Source organism: Pedococcus sp. P5_B7 (genome assembly GCF_054049895.1).
In genome coordinates this window covers 138607-159671 of the sequence record NZ_JBFULM010000002.1, presented here as the reverse complement: position 1 = coordinate 159671, position 21065 = coordinate 138607, and the positions used below count along the sequence as shown (strand labels likewise).

20 protein-coding genes are annotated in these 21065 nt (G+C 71.4%); 11 read left to right on the top strand and 9 right to left on the bottom strand.

What is annotated here, in order from left to right; genetic code table 11:
• The first annotated feature begins 50 nt into the window (after positions 1-50).
• The 5 genes from ACXJKD_RS03580 to ACXJKD_RS03560 are packed head-to-tail and all read left to right on the top strand — an operon-like array spanning position 51 to position 5739.
• Positions 51-1607: an ABC transporter substrate-binding protein gene (locus ACXJKD_RS03580; protein ID WP_457252986.1), complete on the top strand. Its 1557-nt coding sequence runs from the start codon at positions 51-53 to the stop codon at positions 1605-1607.
• Complete coding sequence (locus ACXJKD_RS03575; RefSeq protein ID WP_457252985.1) at positions 1507-2364, top strand: carbohydrate ABC transporter permease; 858 nt, start codon at positions 1507-1509, stop codon at positions 2362-2364. Before ACXJKD_RS03580 ends, ACXJKD_RS03575 begins: the two co-directional genes overlap by 101 nt.
• Before the next feature lie 7 nt (positions 2365-2371).
• The gene (locus ACXJKD_RS03570; protein WP_457252984.1) at positions 2372-3307 is read left to right on the top strand and encodes a carbohydrate ABC transporter permease; all 936 of its coding nucleotides are present in this window, start codon (positions 2372-2374) and stop codon (positions 3305-3307) included.
• A gap of 2 nt (positions 3308-3309) precedes the next feature.
• The gene (locus tag ACXJKD_RS03565) at positions 3310-4695 is read left to right on the top strand and encodes a GH1 family beta-glucosidase (protein WP_457252983.1); all 1386 of its coding nucleotides are present in this window, start codon (positions 3310-3312) and stop codon (positions 4693-4695) included.
• An 18-nt stretch (positions 4696-4713) separates the two neighbouring features.
• Positions 4714-5739 (top strand): LacI family DNA-binding transcriptional regulator, encoded by a 1026-nt coding sequence (locus ACXJKD_RS03560; protein ID WP_457252982.1) that lies wholly within the window; start codon positions 4714-4716, stop codon positions 5737-5739.
• Between the two features lie 9 nt (positions 5740-5748).
• Here ACXJKD_RS03560 and ACXJKD_RS03555 read toward each other — a convergent pair whose 3' ends face one another.
• The 5 genes from ACXJKD_RS03555 to ACXJKD_RS03535 all read right to left on the bottom strand — a co-directional run bounded on the left by ACXJKD_RS03555 (position 5749) and on the right by ACXJKD_RS03535 (position 9727).
• The gene (locus ACXJKD_RS03555; RefSeq protein ID WP_457252981.1) at positions 5749-6483 is read right to left on the bottom strand and encodes a DUF4191 domain-containing protein; all 735 of its coding nucleotides are present in this window, start codon (positions 6481-6483) and stop codon (positions 5749-5751) included.
• Positions 6484-6502: 19 nt separating this feature from the next.
• A complete protein-coding gene (gene lipA, locus ACXJKD_RS03550) occupies positions 6503-7540 on the bottom strand; it encodes a lipoyl synthase (protein ID WP_457252980.1) in 1038 nt (345 codons plus the stop codon).
• A gap of 126 nt (positions 7541-7666) precedes the next feature.
• The gene (locus tag ACXJKD_RS03545; RefSeq protein ID WP_457252979.1) at positions 7667-8341 is read right to left on the bottom strand and encodes a hypothetical protein; all 675 of its coding nucleotides are present in this window, start codon (positions 8339-8341) and stop codon (positions 7667-7669) included.
• Positions 8334-8999: a lipoyl(octanoyl) transferase LipB gene (lipB, locus tag ACXJKD_RS03540; protein WP_457254150.1), complete on the bottom strand. Its 666-nt coding sequence runs from the start codon at positions 8997-8999 to the stop codon at positions 8334-8336. Before lipB ends, ACXJKD_RS03545 begins: the two co-directional genes overlap by 8 nt.
• Positions 8996-9727 carry a Type 1 glutamine amidotransferase-like domain-containing protein gene (locus tag ACXJKD_RS03535; protein ID WP_457252978.1) on the bottom strand — a complete coding sequence of 244 codons (732 nt, stop codon included), beginning with the start codon at positions 9725-9727 and terminating at the stop codon, positions 8996-8998. Before ACXJKD_RS03535 ends, lipB begins: the two co-directional genes overlap by 4 nt.
• 70 nt (positions 9728-9797) lie before the next feature.
• Between ACXJKD_RS03535 and ACXJKD_RS03530 the strand changes: the two genes are divergently transcribed.
• Positions 9798-11456: a protein kinase domain-containing protein gene (locus ACXJKD_RS03530; protein ID WP_457252977.1), complete on the top strand. Its 1659-nt coding sequence runs from the start codon at positions 9798-9800 to the stop codon at positions 11454-11456.
• Here ACXJKD_RS03530 and ACXJKD_RS03525 read toward each other — a convergent pair.
• From ACXJKD_RS03525 to lpdA, 3 genes are all read right to left on the bottom strand, one after another.
• Positions 11453-12364: a TIGR01777 family oxidoreductase gene (locus ACXJKD_RS03525; protein WP_457252976.1), complete on the bottom strand. Its 912-nt coding sequence runs from the start codon at positions 12362-12364 to the stop codon at positions 11453-11455. The genes ACXJKD_RS03530 and ACXJKD_RS03525 overlap by 4 nt on opposite strands.
• A gap of 26 nt (positions 12365-12390) precedes the next feature.
• Positions 12391-14343, bottom strand: coding sequence for a 2-oxoglutarate dehydrogenase, E2 component, dihydrolipoamide succinyltransferase (sucB, locus tag ACXJKD_RS03520; protein WP_457252975.1), 1953 nt, complete (start codon positions 14341-14343; stop codon positions 12391-12393).
• A 104-nt stretch (positions 14344-14447) separates the two neighbouring features.
• Positions 14448-15839 (bottom strand): dihydrolipoyl dehydrogenase, encoded by a 1392-nt coding sequence (gene lpdA, locus ACXJKD_RS03515; protein WP_457252974.1) that lies wholly within the window; start codon positions 15837-15839, stop codon positions 14448-14450.
• 226 nt (positions 15840-16065) lie between these two features.
• Between lpdA and ACXJKD_RS03510 the strand changes: the two genes are divergently transcribed.
• Both ACXJKD_RS03510 and ACXJKD_RS03505 read left to right on the top strand, forming a co-directional pair.
• Entirely contained in the window at positions 16066-16401 is a 336-nt protein-coding gene (locus tag ACXJKD_RS03510; protein ID WP_457252972.1) for a hypothetical protein, read from the top strand.
• Positions 16402-16521: 120 nt separating this feature from the next.
• The gene (locus ACXJKD_RS03505; RefSeq protein ID WP_457252971.1) at positions 16522-16743 is read left to right on the top strand and encodes a DUF5302 domain-containing protein; all 222 of its coding nucleotides are present in this window, start codon (positions 16522-16524) and stop codon (positions 16741-16743) included.
• A gap of 161 nt (positions 16744-16904) precedes the next feature.
• Here the strand turns inward: ACXJKD_RS03505 and ACXJKD_RS03500 are convergent, their stop codons facing one another.
• Complete coding sequence (locus ACXJKD_RS03500) at positions 16905-18407, bottom strand: leucyl aminopeptidase (RefSeq protein ID WP_457252970.1); 1503 nt, start codon at positions 18405-18407, stop codon at positions 16905-16907.
• 94 nt (positions 18408-18501) lie between these two features.
• On the opposite strand from ACXJKD_RS03500, the gene gcvT reads away from it, so the two are divergent.
• Genes gcvT through ACXJKD_RS03485 form a run of 3 tightly spaced genes read left to right on the top strand, consistent with a single transcriptional unit; the run spans position 18502 to position 21062 of the window.
• The gene (gcvT, locus tag ACXJKD_RS03495; RefSeq protein ID WP_457252969.1) at positions 18502-19608 is read left to right on the top strand and encodes a glycine cleavage system aminomethyltransferase GcvT; all 1107 of its coding nucleotides are present in this window, start codon (positions 18502-18504) and stop codon (positions 19606-19608) included.
• A gap of 50 nt (positions 19609-19658) precedes the next feature.
• Positions 19659-20162 (top strand): OsmC family protein, encoded by a 504-nt coding sequence (locus ACXJKD_RS03490; RefSeq protein WP_457252967.1) that lies wholly within the window; start codon positions 19659-19661, stop codon positions 20160-20162.
• A 36-nt stretch (positions 20163-20198) separates the two neighbouring features.
• Positions 20199-21062 (top strand): LLM class flavin-dependent oxidoreductase, encoded by an 864-nt coding sequence (locus tag ACXJKD_RS03485; RefSeq protein ID WP_457252966.1) that lies wholly within the window; start codon positions 20199-20201, stop codon positions 21060-21062.
• The last annotated feature ends 3 nt before the right edge of the window (positions 21063-21065 follow it).

Sequence of the window (21065 nt, the reverse complement as noted above, 5' to 3'; positions counted from 1 at the left end):
CACGCTGTTCGGGAGCGCTCCCATGAGGGAGCCCGACGAAAGGTGCAACGGTGCACTCACGCTCTCGCTGGCTGGTTCCCGCAGCCGCAATGATCGCTACGGCCGCCCTCACCGCCGCCTGCGGTGGCGACAACGGCGGCTCCACCTCACCCGGCGAGAAGGTCACGCTGCGGGTGAGCACGTTCGGCAAGTTCGGCTACACCGACCTCTACACGAAGTACATGAAGGCCCACCCGAACGTCACCGTCGTGGAGACCGCCGAGGGCGACCTCGGCAAGTACAACACCCAGCTCATCCAGCGGATCGCGGCCGGCTCGGGTGCCGGCGACGTCGTGGCGATCGAGGAGGGCCAGGTCGTCAACTTCCTGCAGAGCGCCGACAAGTTCGTGAACCTGCAGCAGTACGGCAGCAACGAGCTCAAGGACAACTGGCTCCCGTGGAAGTACTCCAACGCCACGACGGCGGACGGCAAGACGACCATCGGCCTCGGCACCGACGTGGGCGGCCTGGCGATGTGCTATCGCAAGGACCTGTTCGAGAAGGCCGGCCTGCCCACCGACCGCGTCGAGGTCGGCAAGCTGTGGCCCACCTGGGACGAGTACATCGCCACCGGCCAGAAGTACCAGGCCGGCATCAAGGACGCGAAGTCGCACTTCGTCGACAGCGCCACCAACACCTACAACTCGATCCTCATGCAGTCGGGTGACCACACCTACTTCGACCGCAGCGACAGCCTGGTCATCGACAGCAACCCCGCGGTGAAGTCGGCCTGGGACGAGTCGCTGAAGATGGTCGACACCGGCCTCTCCGCCAAGCTCAAGGCCTTCTCGCCGGAATGGAACGCCGGGTTCAAGAACGGCTCGTTCGCCACGCTGGCCTGCCCCGCGTGGATGACCGGCTACATCAAGGACCAGGCCGGTGCCGCGAACTCCGGGAAGTGGGACATCACCACCATCCCCGGTGGTGGTGGCAACTGGGGCGGCTCCTGGCTCGGTGTGCCGACGCAGAGCAAGCACCAGAAGGAGGCGGTCGAGCTCGCCAAGTTCCTCACGACGGGTGACAGCCAGCTCGCGGCGTTCAAGGCGGCCGGAAACCTGCCGTCCAACCCCAAGCTCTACACCGAAGCGGCCCTCAAGGACGCCAAGAACGACTACTTCAACAACGCCCCTGTCGGTGAGCTGTTCGTCGCCGGCGCGGCCAACTTGAAGCCGGTCTACCTCGGCGCCAAGAACCAGCCGGTCCGCGACGCCGTGGAGAACACCCTGCGCGCCGTCGAGGCCCGCGAGTGTGCCGGCACCCGACCGCCACCACCAGCAGGACCCCAGCACGACCACCCCAGCACCACCACCCAGCAGGACCCGAGCACGACCACCCAGCACGACAGCACCCACCCGAGGGAGAGCCGTGACCACCACCACGCCCGCGAAGGTCGCCGGCGCCACACCGCCGACGACCGGCTGGCGGCACCGGCTCCGGCGAGCCGACACCCGCCTGTCGCCCTACGCGATGGTCTCGCCGTTCTTCATCCTGTTCGCGGTCTTCGGCCTGTTCCCGCTGGTCTACACGGCCTGGGTCTCGACCCACGACTGGAGCCTGCTCGCGGGTGACCAGGGCTGGCTCGGCCTCGGCAACTACAGCGAGCTGATGCAGGACAAGGACTTCTGGAACGCGATGCTCAACACCTTGGGGATGTTCGTGGTCGCGACCATCCCGCAGCTGGTCCTCGCGATGGTGCTGGCCCAGATGCTCAACTCGCGGCTGCGGGGGGCGACCTGGTGGCGGATGGGGATCCTGCTCCCGAACGTCACCTCGGTCGCCGCGGTCGGGATCATCTTCACGATGATGTTCAGCCGGGACTTCGGGCTGTTCAACTGGATCCTCGGCCACGTGGGCGTCGACCCGATCGCGTGGCAGGACCACCGCTGGTCGTCCTGGCTCGCGATCTCGACCATGGTCGACTGGCGCTGGACCGGCTACAACGCGCTGATCCTGTTGGCCGCGCTGCAGTCGGTGCCGACCGAGATCTACGAGGCAGCGCGCATCGACGGGGCCAACGGCTGGCGCACCTTCTGGTCGATCACGGTGCCGATGCTGCGCCCCACGCTCATCTTCGTGTCGGTCGTCGCCACGATCGGCGGCACCCAGCTGTTCACCGAGCCCTTGCTGTTCAACCCCGGTGCGAACTCCATCGGTGGCGGCACGACGGGCCAGTTCCAGACGGCCGCGATGTACCTCATCCAGCAGGCCTTCACCGGTCAGCGGTTCGGCTACGCGGCCACGATCGCGTGGGTGCTGTTCCTGTTCATCGCGGTCTTCTCGGCCATCAACGTCCTGCTGCTGCGACGCATCCGGTCGGCGGAGTGAGGCGACGATGACCCAGATCCAGCTCCCCGCCGCCGTGCCCCAGGTCGCCGTCCCGGTCGTCGAGGCACCCAGCTCCCGCCGTCGTCGGTCACTGGCCAGGCTGGCCGCCCAGAGCACCGGCGCCACTCCCGCGAGCAAGCTCGTCTACCTCTGCCTGGCGGTCTCCGTCCTGCTCTCCGCCGGGCCGCTCTACTACATGGTCGTCATGGCCTCGCGGCCCAACAGCGACATCACCTCGGTGCCGCCACCGCTCACCCCGGGCGACCGGCTGGGCAGCAACATCTCGCGCGTCTTCGCCAACCAGGACGTCATGTTCGGGCAGGCGATGGTGAACTCGGTGCTGGTCGCCGGTGTCGCGACCCTCTCGGTCGTGGTGTTCTCCGCGCTGGCCGGGTTCGCATTCGCGAAGCTCCGCTTCCGAGGGCGAAGTGCGTTGCTGCTCCTCGTGATCGGCACCATGATGGTCCCGGTCCAGCTGGGTCTCGTGCCGCTCTACATGCTGATGGGCAAGCTGGGCCTGGCGGGCACCCTGCCGTCGGCGCTGCTGCCCTTCCTCGTGAGCGGGTTCGGGGTGTTCATGATGCGGCAGTACGCCGCGCAGGCGATCCCCAACGAGCTCATCGAGGCAGCCAGGGTCGACGGGGCGTCAACCTTCCGGATCTTCTTCTCGGTGGTCTTCCCGATCCTGCGGCCGGCCGCAGCGGTGCTCGGGCTGCTCACGTTCATGGAGCGCTGGAACGACTTCCTGTGGCCCTACCTGACGCTCGACGCCGAGCACCCGACGGTGCAGGTCGCGCTGTCCAGGCTCTCAGGCGGCTACTACACCGACCAGGCGCTGGTCATGGCAGGGACCCTGCTCGGCACCCTGCCGCTCGTCATCGTGTTCATCGTGTTCGGCCGCCAGATCATCGGCGGCATCATGCAGGGCGGAGTCAAGGGATGACCATGCCGATCCGGAACCACCTGTCTCGCAGCGACTTCCACGTGTCGCGCAGCGACTTCCCCGACGACTTCGCCTGGGGCGTGGCCACCTCGAGCTACCAGATCGAGGGCGCCACGTCCGAGGACGGCCGGGGACCCTCGATCTGGGACACCTTCTCGGCCACGCCGGGTCGCGTGGTCGACGGTGACAGCGGCGACGTGGCGGTCGAGCACTACCACCGCTACCCGCAGGACGCCGACCTGATGGCGAGCCTGGGCGTCGACGCCTACCGCTTCTCGATCGCCTGGCCACGCGTGCAGCCGACTGGCTCGGGCCCGGTCAACCAGGCCGGGGTCGACTTCTACAGCCGCCTCGTCGACAGCCTGCTCGAGCGCGGCATCACGCCGTGGGCGACGCTCTACCACTGGGACCTGCCGCAACCCCTCGAAGACCTGGGCGGCTGGCCGGCCCGCGACACGGCATACCGCTTCGCGGAGTATGCCGCGCACGTCGCCGACGCCCTCGGCGACCGGGTCAAGCACTTCATCACGCTCAACGAGCCGTGGTGCTCGGCCTTCCTCGGCTACGGCAGCGGGAGGCACGCCCCCGGTCGGGCGGACGGTGCCGATGCGCTGGCCGCGTCGCACCACCTCATGCTCGGGCACGGGCTGGCGGTGCAGGCGATCCGCGAACGGGTCACGGACGCGCAGGTCGGGATCACCCTCAACCTGTACCCGGTCGCCGGTGCCCACGACAGGCACGGCGTGGACGACGCGGTGCGCCGCATCGACGGCCTGTCGAACCGGTGGTTCCTCGACCCGGTGCTGCGCGGCGCCTACCCCAAGGACGTCGTCGAGGACGTGGCGCACGTCAGCGACCTCGCGTTCGTCGCCGACGGCGACCTCGAGACGATCAGTGCCCCGCTCGACTTCCTGGGCGTGAACTACTACACCCGCCACGTGGTGGCGCCCGGAGCGTTCCCCGGGTCGGGGGTCGTCGACTTCACCGACCGCGGCCTGCCGACCACCGCGATGGGCTGGGAGGTGGACGCCGACGGCCTGTACGACATCCTGACTCGCGTGAGCAGGGACTACGGCGACCTCCCGCTGGTGATGACCGAGAACGGCGCAGCCTTCGACGACGAGGTGGGCCAGGACGGTACCATCCACGACCCGCGCCGGATCGACTTCCTCGCGACCCACCTGGAGGCGGCGTCGCGAGCCGTGGCTGCCGGGGTCCCGCTGACCGGCTACTTCGCGTGGTCACTGATGGACAACTTCGAGTGGGCCGAGGGCTATGCCAAGCGGTTCGGCATCGTGCACGTGGACTTCGAGACCCAGCAGCGGACGGTCAAGGACAGCGGACGCTGGTATGCCGCGTTCCTCGCCGGTGACCGCACGCAATACTGACCCCATGAGGCACAGCTCGTGAGCAGCGGCACCGGCGGCCAGCCGACCCTCGAGGAGGTGGCGGCCCGCGCAGGCGTGGGACGCGGCACGGTGTCGCGCGTGGTCAACGGGTCGCCGCAGGTCTCCGAGCGCACCCGCGTCAGGGTGCTGCGGGCCGTCGACGAGCTCGGCTACGTGCCCAACATGGCGGCCCGTGCCCTCGTGACCCGCCGGACCGGGGCCATCGCCCTGGTGATCAGCGAGCCCGAGGAGCGGATCTTCGGGGAGCCGTTCTTCGCCGGGGTCGTGCGCGGCATCACCACCGTGGTGGGGGAGGCGTCTCGACAGCTCGTGCTCGCCCTCGTGCAGACCCGCGAACAGGTCGACCGCCTCGACACCTACCTCACGCCCCAGCACGTCGACGGGGTGCTGATGCTCTCGGCCCACGACGCCGACACGCTCCCGAGCCGGATCCAGGGCCGCGGGCTGCCCGTCGTCTTCTGTGGCCGCCCCGGACAGGTCGGGGAGATGAGCTACGTCGACGTCGACAACACCGGAGGCGCGCGTGGCGCGGTGACGCACCTGGTGTCGAGCGGTCGCGGCGTGGTCGCGCTCATCGCCGGACCCCAGGACATGATCGCCGGTCGCGACCGCCTCGACGGCTACCGCCAGGCGCTGACCGCCGCGGGTCGGGAGGTCGACGAGACGTTGGTCGAGGTCGGCGACTTCAGCGAGGTGAGTGGGGCCTCAGCGATGACCGCGCTGCTGGAGCGGCGTCCCGACATCGACGCGGTGTTCGCAGCGAGCGACCTGATGGCGCTGGGCGCCCTGCGGGTGTTGCGCGAGGCAGGTCGCAGCGTGCCGGGGGACGTGGCGCTGGTCGGGTTCGACGACGGACCGCTGGCAGCGGTCGCGAACCCACCCCTGACGACGGTGCACCAGCCGATGGAACAGCTCGGCCGCGAGATGGCGACGATGCTGCTCGCGCAGATCAGCGCCGGGGGAGTGTCCGCCCCCGAGCAGCTGGTCCTCGAGACGTCACTGGTCGAGCGCGCCTCCGGCTGAGGCGCCGGGTCAGCGGCCGCGCATCGCCTTGCGGTCGACGCGGGCCTTGTTCGGGTCCATGCCGGCCGGGATCGGCGGGCGCAGGCCACCCAGCGACTTGAGGCGCTTGTTGACGGCCGACACCTCCTCCTTGGTGAGGACCGGCTTCATGCGGGTGATCTTGCTGCCCAGCTTGCGGATCGGCACCTGGTCGGCGCCGTCGCCGACGACCACCGAGATCACGGGCACGCCCGGGGCGACCCGCTCGACCTTCTTGCGCTCCTGGGTGAGCAGCTTGGTGCGGCGGGCGTCAGGGCCCTCGCCGATGAGCACGATGCCGGGACGTCCCAGCGCGCGGTACACGAAGGCAGCCCCGGCGACGTCCTCGGGGCGGGTGCCGCGGGCGCCGTCGACGGCCACCGGCTGCTGGTCGTAGAACCAGCCGCGACGCAAGGCACCGAGAGCCGCACCGGCTGCTCCCGGCTGGCCCTCGAGCGACCGGTAGGCCGCCCGCTCCGCCATCCGGGACAACACGAGTGTGGCGGCGAGCAGGCCCATCGGCACCGAGAGGACCAGGGCGTAGACCCAGTGGCCCAGCAGGGCACCGATGCCCACGCCGACGGCGATCACGGCGAGGAACGCCAGCAGCATCCACCACGGGATCGTGGGGTCGGCCTTGCGCGAGGCCGTGAAGACCTGACGGATCTGGGCGAACCGGCCCGGCTTCTTGGGCGTGTCTGACTGCTGCGTTTCCTTGCGGGCCATGAGGGTCAGGATACGGGTGTCAGGCGGGGGCGCCCAACACGCCCGGCTGGCGTGCGGCGAGGAGGGACGACGCCTCCTGGCGGGCGGGGTCACCGGCGGCCTCGGCGAGGTGCTGGAGGTGCTCCGGGATGTCGCGACCCCACTTGCGCATGGCGGTCGCCCACAGGCGTCCAGCGCGGTAGGACGACCGCACCAGGGGTCCGGCCATGACGCCCTTGAAGCCCATCTCCTGGGCGACGTCGCTCCAGTGCACGAACTCCTCGGGCTTGACCCACCGGTCGATCGGGTGGTGCAGCTTGGACGGTCGGAGGTACTGCGTGATGGTGAGGATGTCGCAGCCGGCGTCGTGCAGGTCGCGGATCGCCTGCTCCACCTCGTGGTCCTCCTCGCCCATGCCCAGGATGAGGTTGGACTTGGTGACGAGCTCGGCCTCGCGCGCCATCGACAGGACCTGGAGCGACTTGTCGTAGGTGAAGGCCGGCCGGATCTGCTTGAAGATGCGGGGCACGGTCTCGAGGTTGTGCGCGAAGACCTCGGGCCGCGCGTCGAAGACCTGGCCCACGAGCTCGGGCTTGGCGCCGAAGTCGGGCGGCAGGATCTCGACGCCGGTGTGGGGGTTCGTGGCATGGATCTGGCGGATCGTCTCGGCGTAGAGCCAGGCGGCACCGTCGGGCTGGTCGTCGCGGGCGACACCGGTCACGGTGGAGTAGCGCAGGCCCATCTGGGCGACCGACTCGGCGACCCGGCGCGGCTCGTCACGGTCGAGTGCCTCGGGGCGACCGGTGGCGATGTCACAGAAGTCGCAGCGTCGGGTGCAGACGTCACCGCCGATGAGGAAGGTGGCCTCACGGTCCTCCCAGCACTCGAAGATGTTGGGGCAGCCGGCCTCCTGGCACACCGTGTGCAGCCCCTCGGTCTTCACCATCGAGTGGAGCTTGGTGTACTCCGGACCCATCTTCGCGGTCGTCCGGATCCACTCGGGCTTGCGCTCGATCGGCGTCTCGGCGTTGCGCGCCTCGACGCGCAGCAGTCGACGGCCCTCGGGTGCGATGGTCACGAAGACTCCCTTGCCTTCCGTTCGGTGCGCCGCCGGCAGCCGGTATGCCGCGGAGCGCGAGTGCGCCCGGAGGTCACCGGGCGTCCATCAAGACTACGCCTGCCGGCGCGACGGTATTCCGCGCCCTCAGGCCGAGACCTTGCGACTGTGGAACAGGACCCGGGTGAGCAGGTCGACAGTGGGGCCCACGAAGAGCGACACGATGAGGGTCCCGGGGCCGACGGCGGCGCCGAGGGCCCAGCCGCCCAGCGCACTCACGGCCTGCAGCACCGTGTAGCTCCACTTGAACGGCAGCGGGGGGTCGAACGAGATCGCGGCGCCCTCGGCCGGGCCGGCCCCGGTGTGCGAGGCGAGGTAGCCGGCCACCCCCAGCGCCAGCAGGACGAACGCGACGGCGAGCTCGAGGAACCTCGGCCCCAGGGAGTCGGGAGCGGGCAGCAGCGGCGAGACGGCGCTCACCGTGCCACCCACGACGACCGTCTGCACGATGGTGCCGACTCCCGGCCGGGTGCCTCGGCTCCAGGCCAGCGCGATGAGCAGGATCCCGACCCCGAGGTTGACGACCACGAAGGGCAGCCCCGAGGTCGAGGTGAGACCCGAGATGAGCGTGGAGTAGCCGTCGGAGCCCAGGGCGGCGTCGAGGAGGACGGCCACGCCGACACCAAGGACCACACAGGACACCACGAGCTGGACGAGGCGTCGGGTGAGCGAGGCGCGCGGGGCGGTGTCGGCGGCCTCGGCCGGGGACCCGGACGCGGCCCGGCTCTCGACGGCTCCGGCGTCCGCGGGCTGGTCAGGCACCGGAGGCGAGGACGTCGCCCAGGTGCTTCTCGGCATACGGGAGCACGTCCTGGACGGTGACCACCCGGCCGGCCTCGCGGGTGATCGAGCTGACCCCGGCGTCGTCGATCCCGCACGCGATGATGTTGTCGGCCCACGACAGGTCGGCGTCGCAGTTGAGCGCGAACCCGTGCATGGTGACCTGGCGGCTGACCCGCACCCCGATGGCGCCGAGCTTGCGGTCGGGACCACGGTCGTCCGCGAGCACCCACACCCCGCTGCGGCCGTCGACCCGGGTCACCTCCACGTCGAACTCGCGACAGGTGCGGATCATCACCTCCTCGAGGCGACGCACGTGGGCCACCACGTCGATCGGCACGCCGTGCAGGCGGACGATCGGGTAGCCCACGAGCTGCCCGGGCCCGTGCCACGTGATGAGGCCGCCCCGGTCCACGTCGATGACGGGTGTGCCGTCGAAGGGACGCTGGTGGGGCTCGGTACGCTTGCCGGCGGTGTAGACCGCGGCGTGCTCGAGCAGCAGGACGGTGTCTTCCGCGCCCTCGACCACGGCCGCGTGCACCTCACGCTGGTGCGCCCACGCCGCCTCGTAGTCGACGAGCTCGGGGGCGAATCCCACGTGTTCGAAGCGCATGGGAGCCAGCGTACGCCGAGCGCTCAGGGGGTTCGGAGGCGGCGCGGTTCGATCCGCTCCTCGACGGCCTGGTCGCCCTCGCGCGAGACGATGAACGCCCCCTTGCCGTCCTGCTCGCTGACCGCCTCGACGAGCTCGGTCCCGCGGTAGACGAGACCCACCCCGTCGTCGGTGCAGTGAGTGGTCGGGAGCGCGCCGTCCGCCACCAGCTGGTGCACCAAGGGGCGTCGTCGCGCCTCGGAGTCGTAGTGCACGCCGTTGCCGTAGGGCAGGAAGCCCAAGCCGTTGGTCACCGCGCGCAGCTCGGGGCCGAACGAGTCGGTCGTGCCGCCGGCATACCAACAGATCGACCCGGCCGAGACGCCGGCGAGCACCACGCCTGCCTCCCAGACCCGGCGGAAGACGCCCTCGAGCTCGTGCACCTTCCAGACCGCGAGCAGGTTGGCGACCGAGCCGCCGTTCACCCACACGACGTCCTGCTCGAGGAGATGACCCTCGATGTCGGCGAGGTTGGGCATGGGGAAGAGGTAGAGGTTGGTGAAGTCGAAGCCGGCCACCCGGGCCGCCTCGACCATGTCGTCGCCGAGCCAGCGCTGGTCACCGCTGGCCGTGGGCAGGTGGGTCACCCGCGGGCGCCCCGTCGCCCCGGAGAGCTCCACGGCGTGGTGCACGAGCGAGTTGAACTCGAACGACGTGCGCTGGGCGCGGCGGTAGCCGCCGGAGGTGGCCAGGATCGTGGGCTGGTCTGCAGGCATGACCCGACTCTAGGAGGGACCCTGTGGACAACGCGCAGGGCGGTCCGTCGCTGCTGGGCAGACTGGCGCGGTGAGCCTGGACCCCCTCGCCCCGGACGCGAACGCGGACGGGCCGGACGCGCCCACGGTGCCCATGGTGCCCACGGTGCCCGGCTACGCGCTGGGGGAGCTGATCGGGCGAGGTGGCCTGGGCACGGTCTGGGCGGGCACTCGGCTCACCGACGGGCGCCGGGTCGCCGTCAAGCTCGTGCCGGTGGCGCAGCCGGAGGAGGCGCACTCTCTCGCCCGCGAGCTCGCTGTGCTGGGCCGCGTAGAGGTCGAGGGGCTGGTGGGGTTCCACGAGGCCGTGGGGCTGGACGCGGAGCCCCCTGCGGTGGCGCTCGTGCTCGACCACCTCGGCGGAGGCTCCCTCGAACGTGCCGTGCGTGCGCGCGGCCACCTGAGCGTCGGGGAGTCGGTCACGGTGCTGGCCCCGGTGGCGCGGACCCTGGCCGGGCTCCACGCGCTCGGGGTGGTGCACGGCGACGTGACTCCGGCCAACGTCGTCCTCGAGCTGTCCGGGCGACCCTTCCTCACCGACCTCGGGGTCGCGCGACTGGCGGGTGAGGTGCCCGGACATCATCCTGGATATCTATGGGGCACAGAGGGTTTCGTTGCTCCTGAAGTGTTCGAGGAAGGTGTCCGCACCACTGCCACAGACGTGTATGCCGTGGGCGCACTGGCCTGGTGGTGCGTCACCGGCAGCGCCCCGGCACCAGGGGCGCTGCGCCCTGCTTTGGCCGAGGTCGCGCCCGGCTTGCCGACGGCGTGGTCCGAGGTGACCACGCAGGCGTTGCTCGGTGACCCGGCCCTGCGGCCGACTGCTGCTGAGCTGGCGCTGGCCTACTACGACTCCGCGCCCTGCGAGCCGCTGCGGCTCGTCGTCGGGAAGGACGAGTCCTCGTTGCTCACGCAGCGGCTACGGCGCCCGACGGTGACCGCCGCCGAGCCCGTGGCGCGGAGGCGACGAGAGGTGGCGTCGCGGCTCCTTCGGGGTCGGGTGAGGGCCATGGCCACGCTCGCCGCGCTGGTGGTGGTGCTGGGCGTCGGGGGGCTCGTCGCCGCCGGTGTCCTGGGCCGGCCCGCCTGGCTCGGCCACGACCGCTCGGACCCGCCCGCCACGGGGACGGGTGCACCGACGAGCCAGGCCACGGTCACCTCGGCGGCGACCCCGACGAGCAAACCGGCGCGGACCACTGCAACGAGACCCGCTGCGACGGCCGCCACCGCGCCGGCTCCGGCGGCCGCGGCCACGGCGGCCACGGCTCCGGCGGCCATGGATCCGGTGGCCGATCGCACGGCACCGGCACGCGACCCGCTCGCGTTGATGGTGGCCCTGGCTGCGTTGCGTGCGGACGCGATGAACAGCCGGTCGACCACCATCCTGGCGCAGCTCGACGCGCCGGGGTCCGGGGCGTTGGCGCAGGACACCGCGCTCCTCGCCGACCTCCGTGCCTCCGGCACGTCATGGCAGGGGGTGGGCTTCGAGGTGACGAGCGCCCGCACGATCACCCACGAGGCGACCGTCGCGACGCTCGACGCGGTCGTGGGCACGGCGGCATACCAGGTCGTGGAGGCGACCGGGGAGGTGCGGACCCGGGCGGCGGTGCCGGGCACCCCGATGCGGTTCGTGCTGGTCTGGTCCGGCCGGCGCTGGCAGGTGGAGGAGGTGTCGGAGGCCGACGGCTAGGACGGCTGCGCGAGCACCCAGCGCAGCGCGGACTCGACGGTCTGGTCCTGGTGGACGAAACCCGACTCGAGCAGCCGCGTCGGGAGGGCGCGCTTGCTGGTCAGCACCTCGTCAGAGAACCCACCCAGCACCAGCTTGATGCCGAAGGCCGGAGCAGGCAGGAGCGCTGGGCGGTGGACCTGCCTGCCCAGCTCGCGGGCGATGTCGACCTGGTGGTCGGGGTGCGGGCCCACGAGGTTGACCGGTCCCGCGAGCTCGGGGTGGTCGACGAGGTGGGCGAGCCCGGCGACGGTGTCGCGCAACGAGATCCACGGCCACCACTGGCGACCGCTGCCGAGTGGGCCGTTGATCCCGAGCTTGGCCAGGGGGAGCATGCGCGCCATCGCACCACCGTCGGGGGCGAACACGAGGCCGGTGCGCGGGTGTGCGACGGACAGCCCCGCCTCGCGAGCCGGGGCTGCCGCGGCCTCCCAGGCCCGCACCACCTCGCTCAGGAACCCGGTGCCCGGAGCCGACTCCTCCGTGAGCACCTCGTCGCCCCGGTCGCCGTAGACGCCGACGGCGGCGCCGCTGACCAGCCGCACCGACTGGCCCCCGGCGGCGAGCGTCGCCAGGGCGGTCGCCACGGTCGCGGTGCCGTCGACGCGGGAGGCGAGGATCTCCTGCTGGTAGGAGGGCGTCCAGCGCTGGTCGCCGACCCCCGCTCCGGCCAGGTGGACCACGGCGGTGACCCCTTCGAGGTCAGCCGGGTCGAGCCGGCGAGCCGCCGGGTCCCACTGCACCTCGTCCGGGGCGGTGGGGGTCCGCCGGACCAGCCGGACGACCTCGTCACCGCGGTCGCGCAGGAACGCCGACAGCGCGCCGCCGATCAGTCCGGAGGCACCGGTGATGGCAACGCGCTGTGGCACGAGCTGTTCCTGCCTGGCCCGGCTCCTCAGAGACCGAGGTCGGAGTCGAAGTTGCCGTCCTCGAGACGGGTCTTCATCGTCGTGAGGAAGCGGGCCGCATCGGCTCCGTCGACGACTCGGTGGTCGTACGACAGGGCCAGGTAGACCATCGAGCGGACCGCGATGGTCTCGCCCCCGTCGCCGTCGGAGACCACGACGGGGCGCTTGACGACCGCGCCGGTGCCGAGGATCGCGACGTTGGGCTGGTTGATGATCGGGGTGTCGAAGAGAGCGCCGCGGCTGCCGGTGTTGGTCAGCGTGAACGTGCCACCGCCGAGCTCGTCGGGCCCGATCTTGTTGGTGCGGGTGCGCTCGGCGAGGTCGGCGATCTTGCGGGCCAGCCCGGCGATGTTGAGGTCGCCGGCGTCCTTGATGACGGGCACCAGCAGGCCGCGCTCGGTGTCGACCGCGACGCCGAGGTTCTCGGTGCCGTGGTAGGTCACCTCGGTGCCCTCGACGCTGGAGTTGACCGACGGGTGGACCTTGAGGGCCTCGACGGCGGCCAGCGCGAAGAACGGCAGGAAGCTGAGCTTGGTGCCCTCACGCTGCTCGAACTCGGACTTGGCCTTGGCGCGCAGGCGGGCGATCTTGGTGACGTCGACCTCGACCACCGTGGTGAGCTGGGCGGAGACCTGGAGCGACTCGACCATCCGCTTGGCGATGGTCTGACGCAGCCGCGACATCTTCTCGGTCGTCCCACGCTTCGGCGAGACGGGCGAGGGGCCGCCGCCGGCGGAGGACGACGCCGCTGCCGCGGGAGCGGCCGGAGCCGCGGCGGCGGGTGAGGCTGCCGGGGCGGCCGCGGCCTCCTGCGCTGCCTTGGCGGCGTCGAGGACGTCCTGCTTGCGGATTCGTCCACCGACACCGGTGCCCTTGAGCGACCCGAGGTCGACCTTGTTGTCGGCGGCCAGCTTGCGCACGAGCGGCGTGACGTAGGCCGAGGCGTCGGTCTCGTCCGAGGACGCGGCGGGGGCGGGGGCCGGGGCCTCCGCCGGAGCGGGTGCCGCCTGGGGGGCCGGCGCTTCCTGCTGGGCGGGTGCCTCCTGGGCGGGGGCCTCCTCGGCAGGTGCTTCCTGCGGGGGTGCCTGCTGGGGTGCCTGCTGGGCGGGGGCTTCCTGGGCGGGGGCTTCCTGGGCGGGGGCTTCCTGGGCGGGGGCTTCCTGGGCGGGGGCTTCCTGGGCGGGAGCCTCCTCGGCAGGGGCCGAGCCCCCACCGGAGCCACCGATCACGGCCAGGTCGCCACCGACGGGGACGGTGTCGTCCTCCTGCACGAGGATCTTGGTCAGCGTGCCGGCGACGGGCGACGGGATCTCGGTGTCGACCTTGTCGGTCGAGACCTCGAGGAGCGGCTCGTCGACGTCGACGTGGTCACCCTCGGCCTTGAGCCAGCGGGTGACGGTGCCCTCGGTGACGGACTCACCCAGGGCCGGCATCTTCACGGTCTCGCCGCCGGACGCGCCGGAGTCGGCACCCGAGTCGGAACCGGCGGGCGCGGACTGGCCCTGGTCGTCCGAGGCCTGGGCCTGCTCGGGCTCGGACGTCGCGGCCTGCGGCTCCTGGTCGGTCGACGGGGCCTCCGCGGCAGGGGCCTCCTGCTGCTGGTCCTGCTGGTCCTGCTGGCCCTGGCCGTCGTCCTGCTGGGCCTGCTCGTCCTGGCCGCTGTCCTGCTCAGCGGGCTGGTCGCCGCCGCCGGAGCCCTCGGCGCCGTCGCCGATGACGGCGAGGTCGGCGCCCACGGGGACGGTGTCGTCCTCCTGGGCGAGGATCTCCTGCAGCACACCGGCCACGGGGGAGGGGATCTCGGTGTCGACCTTGTCGGTCGAGACCTCGAGGAGCGGCTCGTCAACCGCCACGGTGTCGCCGACGTTCTTCAGCCAGCGCGTCACGGTGCCTTCGGTGACGGACTCACCCAGGGCTGGCATGGTCACGCGTTCAGACATGTGCCTGTCTCTCCTTGTACTCGTGTTCGCTGGCGGTGCTGCTGCGGTGCGGGTGCTGCTGCGGTGCGGATGGTGCGGCAGTGCGGTGGTGCGGCGCGCTCGGGTCAGTGGTGCGCGTGGAGCGGCTTGCCGGCCAGGGCCAGGTGGGCCTCGCCGAGGGACTCGTTCTGGGTCGGGTGGGCGTGGATCAGGCTCGCCACGTCGGACGGCAGCGCCTCCCAGTTGTAGATGAGCTGGGCCTCACCGATCTGCTCACCCATCCGGGCGCCGATCATGTGGACCCCGACGACCGGGCCGTCCTTCTCGCGGACCAGCTTGACGAAGCCCTGGGTCTGCAGGATCTGCGACTTGCCGTTGCCGCCGAGGTTGTACTCGTAGGTCTCGACCTCGCCGTACTTCTCGCCGGCCTGCGCCTCGGTGAGGCCCACGGAGGCGATCTCGGGGTCGCAGTAGGTGACCCGCGGGATGCCCGTCTCGTCGATCACGGCCGGGGTCAGGCCGGCGATCTCCTCGGCCACGAAGATGCCCTGCGCGAAGCCCCGGTGCGCCAGCTGGAGGCCCGGCACGATGTCTCCCACGGCATACACACCCTCGACGCCGGTGCGCAGGCGCTCGTCGGTGGTCACGAAGCCCCGGTCGAGGGTGACACCGACCTCGGCGTAGCCGAGACCCTCGGTGACCGGACCGCGGCCGACGGCGACGAGCAGGAGGTCGGCCTCGATGGTGCTGCCGTCCTCGAGGTTCACCGTGACGGTGTCGCCCGACTGGGTCGCGCCGGTGAACTTCACCCCGGTCTTGAACGCGATCTTGCGCTTGCGGAACGAGCGCTCGAGGGTCTTGGAGATGGCCTCGTCCTCGGCCGCGACCAGCCGCGGCAGGGCCTCGACGATGGTCACCTCCGAGCCGAACGACTTGAAGACGGAGGCGAACTCGACGCCGATGACGCCGCCGCCGAGGACCACGACGCGCGGTGGGACGAAGTCGAGCTCCAGGGCCTGTTCGGACGTCATCACCCGGCCGCCGATCTCGAGGCCGGGCAGCGACTTGGGGTAGGAGCCCGTGGCGAGGACGACGTTGCGGCCGCGGACCAGCCGACCGCCGACCTCGACGGTGGAGCGGTCGACCAGGCGTCCGGCCCCCTCGACCAGCTCGACCTTGTGTGCCTTGGCCAGACCCTGCAGTCCCTTGTAGAGGCGGGCGATCACGCCGTCCTTGTAGGCGTTGACGCCAGACATGTCGACGGACTCGAAGGTGGTCTTCACGCCGAACTGCGCGCCCTCGCGGGCGGTGTCGGCGACCTCGGCGGCGTGCAGCAGCGCCTTGGTCGGGATGCACCCGACGTGCAGGCAGGTGCCCCCGAGCTTGTCCTTCTCCACCAGGGCCACGGTGAGTCCGAGCTCCGCAGCACGGAACGCACATGCGTAGCCGCCACTTCCTCCTCCGAGGATCACCACGTCATACGTGGTCTCTTCGGTGGTCTCGGCGTCAGCCGACATGCTCGCTCCCTTGCGTCGTGTGCATCGGACATGCGCGTCACCCAGAGGTCGCGGTCAGGTCATGGCCGGTCCGGGATCGACACAGAGCATCTTGTCACTGTTTGCACAGCGAGGCGCAAGCAGGTCGGCCGTTGGTCCGCACGGAGGAAGCCGGCGCGCGAGCCGCCGCCACCCCGGTGGCCGCGATGGTGCCGGATCACGGCTTCGGTCCCCGTATCGTTGGCCCATGGCGTGGTGGAAGCGGGGCGGCAAGCGCTCCCTCAAGGGTCCCTCCGACGGACCGAACATGGCGGTGGACCAGCAGGCGGTGCGCAAGCACCTGACGGAGTTCGCGAGGAGCCGTCGCGGGGTCGAGGCCTATGTCGAGCCGCCCACCAACGTCACGGCGACCACCGTCATCCTGATCGCCCACGACGGCGAGTGGACCCGTCGCGCGGCCGGCKCGCGCGACTACGCGTTCGACCTCGCGCGCAGCCTCGAGGTGCCCGTCTACGACGTGCTCCAGACCGGTTACCCCAACCGGATGCGCGAGTGGAACTCGCGCCAGCGCAAGAAGCCCTGACGGTATGCCGCGTGCCGACCCGCCGCTTGATGCGGTGGTGCCCGGCGGTGCGGGGTGCGAGGGTGGAGACACAGACCTGCGGGCCGAACGGCTCGTCCACAGCGAGGAGCAGGAGGCACCATGGCCAAGTCCGGTGACGCACCGAAGTCTGGGAAACCGACGCCGGGGGGACAGGGACCCAGCGAGGAGATGAAGCGCAAGTTCCGCGAAGCCCTCGAGCGCAAGCAGTCGCATGCTGGTCGCGACGTGTCGGACGACTCGGAGCACGGCAAGGTCGACCACGCCCAGGGCGCTGCGACGAACGCGACGCAGCAGATGTTCCGTCGCAAGAGCGGTGGCTGAGCGGTTCAGCAGACCCACGAGATATATCTGACAGAGGGGCCCGTCCGATCCGGACGGGCCCCTCTGTCAGGTCTGGGTCACGCACTTCTGGCCACTGAGGGCGCACGAACCCGGCGATCCGGCCTCGTGGTGCCGCACCTGTGGCCAGAGGTGCGGGAGGGTCAGCCCGCGTAGTCCTCGACGAGGGCCAGCAGGGTGCCCACGCCGTAGCCGGTGGCGCCCTTCGGGGTGTAACCCCAGGCCGCCCCGTCGTTGAACGACGGACCGGCGATGTCGACGTGGGCCCACGGGGTGCCCTCGGTGACGAACTCCTTCAGGAACAGGCCGGCGGTCAGCATCCCGCCCCAGCGCTCGCCCTTGTGGGCGAGGTCGGCGACCCCCGAGTCGAGCTGGCCGCGCAGGTCGGTGGGCAGCGGCATCGGCCACGCGGCCTCACCGGCGACGTCCGCGGCCGCGCGAACCCGGTCACGGAACCCGTCCTCGTTGGCCATGATGCCGGCGACGCGAGCACCCAGGGCGACCATCTGCGCGCCCGTGAGGGTGGCGATGTCGACGATCGCGTCGGGCTTGCCCTCACCGGCGAGGCAGATGCCGTCGCCGAGGACCATCCGCCCCTCGGCATCGGTGTCGAGGATCTCGACGGTCGTGCCGTTGCGCATCGTCACGACGTCGCTCGGGCGCTGCGCCGTGCCGCTCGGCATGTTCTCGGCGAGGCAGAGGTAGCCGGTGACCTTGACCGGCAGCCCGAGCTCGGCGGCGGCGAACACGGTCGCGGCGACGGCAGCGGCGCCGGCCATGTCGGACTTCATCGTGAGCATGCCGGTGGCCGGCTTGATGTTGAGGCCGCCGGAGTCGAAGGTGATGCCCTTGCCGACGAGGGCCACCGAACCCTTGGCCTTCGGCGGGTTCCACGTGAGGGTGACCATGCGCGGCGGGTTCACCGAACCCTGGCCGACGCCGACGATGCCGCCGAAGCCGCCCTTCTCGAGGGCCACCTCGTCGAGCACCTTGATGGTGACCTTCGCGCTCGCCGCGGCGTTGCGCGCCTTGACCGAGTCGGCGAACGACTGGGGGAAGAGCTTGTTCGGGGGAGTGTTGACCAGGTCGCGGGCGTAGGCCTTCGCGTCGGCGAGGACGGCGGCGCGGGTGGCGGCGGCCTTGACCGGCTTGAGCCGCGCGTCGGAGGTGACCACCGTGACGGTGCTGACGCCCTTGCCGGCCTTCGCGCTGGGACCGCGCACACCGGCATACCGGTAGGCGCCGAGGGCGGCACCCTCGGCCACGGCGGCCACGGACTCGGTGCCGTGGGTGGGGAGGGCGAGCGCGACGCGGGCGGCGTTCTTGAGCGAGCGGACCGCGGCGCCGGCAGCGCGGCGGAGCACCTCGGGCTCGAAGGAGGTGGTGCGTGTCGTGCCCTTGCCGAGGCCGGTCAGGACCACGCGTGCGGCGGCCACGCCGGGCACGCCGGCGATGGTCAGGACCTCCTCGGCGGAGCCGGTCGCCTGCAGTGCGGCGAGCTGGGCGGCGACGTGGGTCGCGGCCCCCCGCGGCAGTCCGTGGCCGGCGGCCAGGGCGGCCTTGCCATCGGTCTCGACCGTGGCGAGGACGAGGGCGTCCGTCTTGAGGTCGTGGGCGGGGCGGTCGGACACGTTGACGGTGGTCACGTAGTCATCCTTCGGGGTGGGGGCGGTGGCACCTGCACAGCGCAGGATAGCCGTGCTGGTGGAGGCGGCGGCCCGGGGCGGTAGCGTTCGACGCATGAGCGACGCACCCCTCAAGACCTCGCCCCTGCACGACCGGCACGTGGCCCTCGGCGCCAAGATGGCCGACTTCGGCGGGTGGGAGATGCCCATCGAGTACCCCGGTGGCGGCGTGGTCCGTGAGCACACGGCGGTGCGCTCGTCCGTCGGCATCTTCGACGTGTCCCACCTCGGCAAGGCGCGGGTCTCCGGTCCCGGCGCGCGCGAGTTCGTCAACTCCTGCCTGGCCAACGACCTCGGCCGCATCCACGAGGGCAAGGCGCAGTACACCTTGTGCTGCACCGAGTCAGGTGGCGTGGTCGACGACCTGATCGCCTACCTGCGCAGCGACGAGGACGTCTTCCTCATCCCCAACGCGGCCAACACCGCCCAGGTCGTCGAGCTGCTCGCCGCCGCCGCACCCGAGGGCCTGACGGTCGAGAACCTGCACGAGGGCTACGGCGTCATCGCCGTCCAGGGCACGAAGAGCGACGAGGTCCTCGAGGCGCTGGGCCTGCCCACCGGGCACGAGTACATGTCCTTCGTCGAGACCGACTGGAACGGCCACCCGGTCATCGTCTGCCGCACCGGCTACACCGGGGAGCGCGGCTACGAATTGGTGCCGGCCTGGGAGGTGTCGGCCCAGCTGTGGGACGCCCTCCTCGAGGCCGCCGCGCCGTTCGACGGGCTGCCCTGCGGTCTGGGCGCGCGCGACACCCTGCGCACCGAGATGGGCTACGCCCTGCACGGCAACGAGCTGTCCGTCGACATCACGCCGGTGCAGGCCCGGGTCGGCTGGGCGGTCGGCTGGAAGAAGGAGTCGTTCTGGGGCAAGGACGCGCTCGTCGCCGAGAAGGCCGCCGGCCCCGCCCGGGTCGCCTGGGGCCTGCTGGCCACGGGTCGGGGCATCCCCCGCGCCCACTGCGCGGTGAAGGCCGGCGACGAGGTCGTCGGCGAGGTCACCTCCGGCACGTTCAGCCCGACCCTCAAGAACGGCATCGCCCTCGCGCTCCTGGCGCCGTCGGTCGCCGCGGGTGACGAGGTCGTCATCGACGTGCGTGGACGAGAGGTCCCCGCGACGGTCGTGAAGCCGCCGTTCGTCGAGGTCGACGTCCGCGAGGCCTGAGGCCCCCGAAGGCGCCGCGACGCGAGCGCCGCACTACAGGAGGAGCGGGTATGCCGGGTGCCGACTTCCGCGGGCACACCTACCTCGCGCGGGTGGAGTGGAGCGGCTCGACCGGCGTGGGCTACCGCGCCTACCCGCGGGCGCACACCGCCTGGACGCCGCCGGCGACCGAGGGTTTCGACCTCAGTGCCGACCCGCACTTTCGCGGTGACCCCGACCTGCCCAACCCCGAGCAGCTGCTGGTGCTGGCGGCCTCGTCGTGCCAGCTGTTGTCGTTCCTCGCCGTGGCCGCCAGAGGCGGCGTCGACGTCGTCTCCTACGAGGACGACGCGACGGGCGAGATGCCCGACGACCTGGTGCCACCACGGATCAGCCGCATCGTGCTCAGTCCGCGGGTGCGGGTCACGCCCCACGCCGGTGGCCCGGACGCCGGACCGGTCGACGTCGCGACCATCGAGCGGATGCTGCACGAGGCCCACGAGCAGTGCTACATCGCCAACTCGCTGACCACCGAGGTCGTGGTGCGGCCGAGCATCGAGCTCGCACTCGGCTGACCACCGGCTGTCGGTGGGCCCCCTTACCTTCGGAGCATGAAGTACGGCTTCGTGGTCCCGTTCGCAGATCCGCGCGAGTTCGCCGAGGTGGCGGTCCTGGGGGAGCAGCACGGCTGGGACGCCATCTTCACCTGGGAGAGCCTCTACGGTGAGCACGCCTGGGTCACCCTGGCTGCCGCGGCGGTGCAGACCTCCCGCATCCGACTCGGCACGTTGCTGACCCCGGCCTCGCGACACCGACCCTGGGACCTCGCCTCGATGGTGGGCTCGGTCGACCGGCTCAGCGGCGGACGGGTCGTCATGTCGGTCGGGCTCGGCGCCCTGCACTCGGGCTGGACCCGGTTCGAGCCCGACGAGGGCCGCGCCGTGCGAGCCCGCAAGCTCGACGAGTCGCTGACGGTCTACCGCGGGCTGCTCTCAGGTGAGCCGTTCACGTTCGAGGGCACCTACTACCCGGTCGGGCCCGAGCGCGGCGACGCCCCACCGACGCCGGCGCCCCCTCCCCAGCGCCCCCACCCGCCGGTGTGGGTCGTCGGAGCCTACCTGCCGGGCCAGGAGCGGCAGCGCTCGCTGGAGCGCGCCGCCCGGTGGCAGGGAGTCCTGCCGACGGTCGCGGTGCCCGAGGCGAAGCCAGGCAGCCCGCACCTCACCCTCGAGTCGGTCGCCGAGGCGCTGGGTGTCGTGCGTGGCCTGCGCGAGGGGCTGGGTCTTGCGTGGGACGGCTACGACGTCGTCATCGAGGGCGACAGCACCGGCGAGTTCGTGAAGTCGGCGGGCACCCCCGCACAGTGGGAGGGCATCGGCGCGACCTGGTGGGTGGAGAGCTGGTGGAGCGTGGCGCCGGGTGCCGATGGGCTGGCCGAGATCCGGCGCAGGGTCGAGGCGGGCCCACCGGTCTAGGAG